The following is a 4,195-nucleotide window of genomic DNA, read 5'->3' on the forward strand; positions in this document are numbered from 1 at the left end:
AATACATAGCAAGAGATATGATCATAGCAATTGGAACAATAATGAATATAGCATGTTTTAACTCTTTTGTAATTTCACTTTTCTCTTGCATTGCAGATAATGTTGGTAAAAAATATGTAGCAAGAGAAGTTGTTATCAAAGTTAAAGAAACTTGAGACAGTGTCCAAATCCCTTGCCAATAGCCAGCACTGACAAGAGATATAGTCTCACTAATATAATCCCTTATGTATATCATAGATAAATTAGAGCTAAGAATTGCAGCAAAAGTAATTATCGCAAAACCAAATAGTTTCTTGATATTTTTATATTTTATTTTATATAAAAAGTTTTTCATTTTGAACCAAGTCTCATTTTTTAAATAATATAAAGTAATAAAAAAGACTATAGATTGATTTGTTACATATGCAACTAAAGCACCATCTAATCCGTAGGATATACTTAAAATAGTAACCAATATTAAAGAGACAATGCTCAATAGTATATTTATTGTTACATATTTTTTTATCTGTTTTTGTCCATTTAGAATAGCCAACAACATTCCATTTAGTACAAAGAATGGTAAACTGACAGCCAAAATTTTCAAGACAAATTCATACTCCGTACTTTTAAATAAATAATCTGCAATATTTTTAGAAAAGAGGAACAACAACATAAACATAGCAATGTTGAATCCAAGAGCAATCTTCACAGAAGATGACCATAACTCATACTGTCTCGTTTTATCATCAGAATATTGAGCAGTATATTTTGTAATTGCCGTTCGCAGAAAATTTCCAGATGCCAACATGACTAAATTTACAAAGTTTTGCAGTTGACCAATAAGTGCTAAACCAGATGGACCAATATAAACAGCAATTACTTTTGTTACAATAAATCCACTTATTATTTTAATAATAGTAGCAATTGCAGAAAGCATTGATGTTTTAATTAATGTCATAATACTTTTACACTCCCGGTGCTTTCCACATAGACTGGGTCAATCCTCTATCTACAAGACTTAACTGAAAGTCGTAGACTTCTTTCCATTCTTCTTTTATCTTATGATACTTACTGAAATTTTCTCTGTTTGGAAGATACTCTTTATCCCAGACGACTAAGTCTTCCGCTGCGGTGACAAGACTGTCATAAATGCCTGCACCTACCCCAGCAGCCATTGCAGCACCAAGCGCTGTAGCTTCTCTTACTTTAGGTACCTTTATCTTGCATCCTGTTACATCAGCAAGTATCTGACACCAAAGTGTCCCTTTACTTGCTCCACCGGCAAAGACAATCTCCTCAATCTCAACATGACTAAAAGTTTTAATTTTTTCCAAGTTAATAGCTGAGACAATACAGGCATTCTCTTGGAGACTTCTGAACATTGATGCTCTGTTGCATACCTCTGGATCGATGGAAAGGTTTAAAAAACTTGGTGCTGCGTGGTACCATTTACCGTACTTCATACTGTCTGAGAATATAGGAAGTATGCCATGAGAACCCACAGGGACTTTTTTTGCTTTCTCTTCTAGTACACTGTAGGTATCTATGCCTCGTTCTTCTGCTTCCTGTTTTTCAATCTCACAAAAAGCATCTCTAAACCAACGCATCACTAACCCGCTAAAAAAAGTGATGCCTTCTGCCTGAGAAAGTCCTTTGAGCACATGGGGGTTCACACGGATACTCATATCTTTAGGTGGCAGAGTATCGCTTTTTATATTGACTACCTGTTGCCAAAAAGAACCACCTAGTATGGCAACTTGTCCTTCTTTAACCACACCTAACCCAGCTGCACCCAGCTGCACATCTCCTCCACCCATCACGACTTTGGTAGACGTGGCTAAGCCCGTTTCTTTTGAAGCCTTCTGGGTGACTGTTCCCATCACTGTACCAGGCTCTAAAGTTGGAGGAAAGATATCTGCCTTTATGCCTACTTTTTCTGCCATATCAGGTTCCCAGTCTCTCTTACTCAAAGAATAGATGCCTGTAGTGCCTCCATTACTCGGATCCGTAGCGATGATACCGCTCAATTTTGCCAAGATCCAGTCTCCTATCATTGAGACAGAGGCTACCTTTTCATACACTTCAGATTTATTATTTTTCAGCCATAAGATCCTAGGCAGAGCACCAAGTGCAAAAGTCTGCCCTGAAATTTGATAAAATTCTTCTTCTATGCCAGTATAATGCTCTTTTAGAAAACGTACTTCTTTGTCTGCTCGAGCATCCACATTGGCTACTCCCCAGAGTGCTTCACCTTCTTTGTTATAAAGAACGATACCCTCTCGCATAGAAGTTGCACTCACGGCTAAAATATCAGAGCCTTCCAACTTTGCTTCTTTTAAAACATTTTGTATACACCAAACAGCCAGGTCCCAATTCTTTTCAGTATCAAATGTCATAGAATTTGGTACACCCTCAACTTCCAAATGTACCCACTCTTTTTGTGACACTGCTATCTGATTACCTTTGGTATCAAAAATAACGGCTCTTACAGAACCTGTTCCTGCATCTATCGCCATAAGGTATTGCATGCTATTTCCTATTTTTTTAATTTGGCTTGTTCCAGTTCCCAATACTCCATAGCAAAACTATCTGGAATGGAGATACTCTGATACCCGCCCAGTTTGTCTGCACGCAATACTGCCATCATGGTATGTGTCACAATATCATTGATGACATCTGCTTCTTTTTGTGTCTTTCCAAAGCTCACTACTCCCACATTCTTTATGACAGCATATTTGGGTCGAGTATCCGACATGACCTCATCCTTTTTATAGGCATTAAAATAGGCTTCATATCCTACTCTGTAATGTTTTAACGTATTTTCAACATCATCATCCTCTATCACCAAAGGTATGCGCTTCGTACGTATAATATGCTCAGGTGTTAAAACTCCCCGTGTCACTTTAGCTCTAAGATTCTCTTGTGATGCGTAGTGTAAGGCTAAAGGGGTTTGATTGATATGCATAAATTTATCTATCTTAAGTTCACTCATGTCAAAAGCATTTGGTTCAACTGTCTTGAGTGATAGGGCAGCATTTTTCTCTAAAAACGCCTCTGCCTTAGTTACTGCATCTATCATCTTATCATATGACTTTTTAGCATCATCATCAAAAGTAAATATGCCATGATTATGTAAAATGATCCCCTCACACCTATCCCAGTCAAAACCATCCTGTATCATTTCATAGATCTTTTGTGCCAAAATAAACCCGGGCATAACATAAGGAATGATGAGGAAATTGGGGAACAATTCATCTATCAGTTGTATCCCATTTTTTGAATTGGAAATCGTCACAATAGCATCCGCATGGGTATGGTCCACCACTTTAAAAGGAATGATTGCATGCAAGATAGCTTCAACGGAGGGGTTAGGAGCACTTTTATCTATCATCGCGGCTTTTTGCTGTGCAACCATGTCACTGTCTGACAACTCTTTTAATTTTGCCATGTCAAGAAGTGTTGACATCTTCACAGGAGCAAAACCTTCCGCTTTGATAGAAACCAGATCCCAACCACTTCCTTTTACATATAATATCTCTTCACCATCAACCATACTCTTCACAGAGGTATTACCACCACCATGAAGTACAAGTTCATCACTTTGACCCAAAAGATTTGAAGTGTACACCCTTAAGTCCAGATCACTCTTATATTGACTGGCTTCTTTGTCATCCCATAAATTTTTCAATGTCTAACCCAATACTTCTAATTCATCTGAGTATTTATCTTCACAGTAAGGCTCATAACTCGATTTATACACTGCATAATGAGCAGAAGCTTTATGTCCATCCAATGCCGCTTCATTTTCCCATGTCTCTACAGCCATAAATCTACGCGGGTTATTTTCATATTGAAATATCTCATAAAATAAAACCCCTGGCTCAGCCTTGCTCGGTTCAACCATAGCCGTCAAAAGCTCTTTCATTTTTGCTTCACAGCCCTCTTTTGCTATAAATGTTACGCTTTTTGTAATTGTCATTCTACTCTCCTTGTTATTATTAAATACGCCGTTTTTCTTCGGCAGAATGCTCACGCGACTAGTCGCTTTAGATTATCAATTCAATATTATACTTATTTTCTCTTTTTCTTGAGGGTTCCCCCCCGTGGCACACAACACAGTCATTGCCTTTGACCCCTGCTTCTTCGGCCTTCAGTAAAATGGCTTGCATCATCCCTGAATTTTTATCACGTATGTCTGCAACACCTTCGTGACATG

At 37.8% G+C, this 4,195-nt stretch carries 4 protein-coding genes; all 4 read right to left on the reverse strand.

The genetic code is table 11. The annotated features are described in order from the left end of the window. Positions 1-937: O-antigen translocase (locus ABYK33_RS14200; RefSeq protein ID WP_373033946.1), on the reverse strand; the 937-nt coding region annotated here is incomplete at its 3' end. A gap of 7 nt (positions 938-944) precedes the next feature. Next, a complete protein-coding gene (lsrK, locus tag ABYK33_RS14205) occupies positions 945-2,507 on the reverse strand; it encodes an autoinducer-2 kinase (protein WP_373033947.1) in 1,563 nt (520 codons plus the stop codon). Between the two features lie 8 nt (positions 2,508-2,515). Beyond that, positions 2,516-3,667, reverse strand: coding sequence for a class II aldolase/adducin family protein (locus ABYK33_RS14210; protein WP_373033948.1), 1,152 nt, complete (start codon positions 3,665-3,667; stop codon positions 2,516-2,518). Between the two features lie 3 nt (positions 3,668-3,670). Next, a complete protein-coding gene (locus ABYK33_RS14215) occupies positions 3,671-3,958 on the reverse strand; it encodes a putative quinol monooxygenase (protein WP_373033949.1) in 288 nt (95 codons plus the stop codon). Positions 3,959-4,195 lie beyond the last annotated feature (237 nt).

It is taken from the genome of Sulfurovum sp., from assembly GCF_041562805.1.
Taxonomy (GTDB): domain Bacteria; phylum Campylobacterota; class Campylobacteria; order Campylobacterales; family Sulfurovaceae; genus Sulfurovum.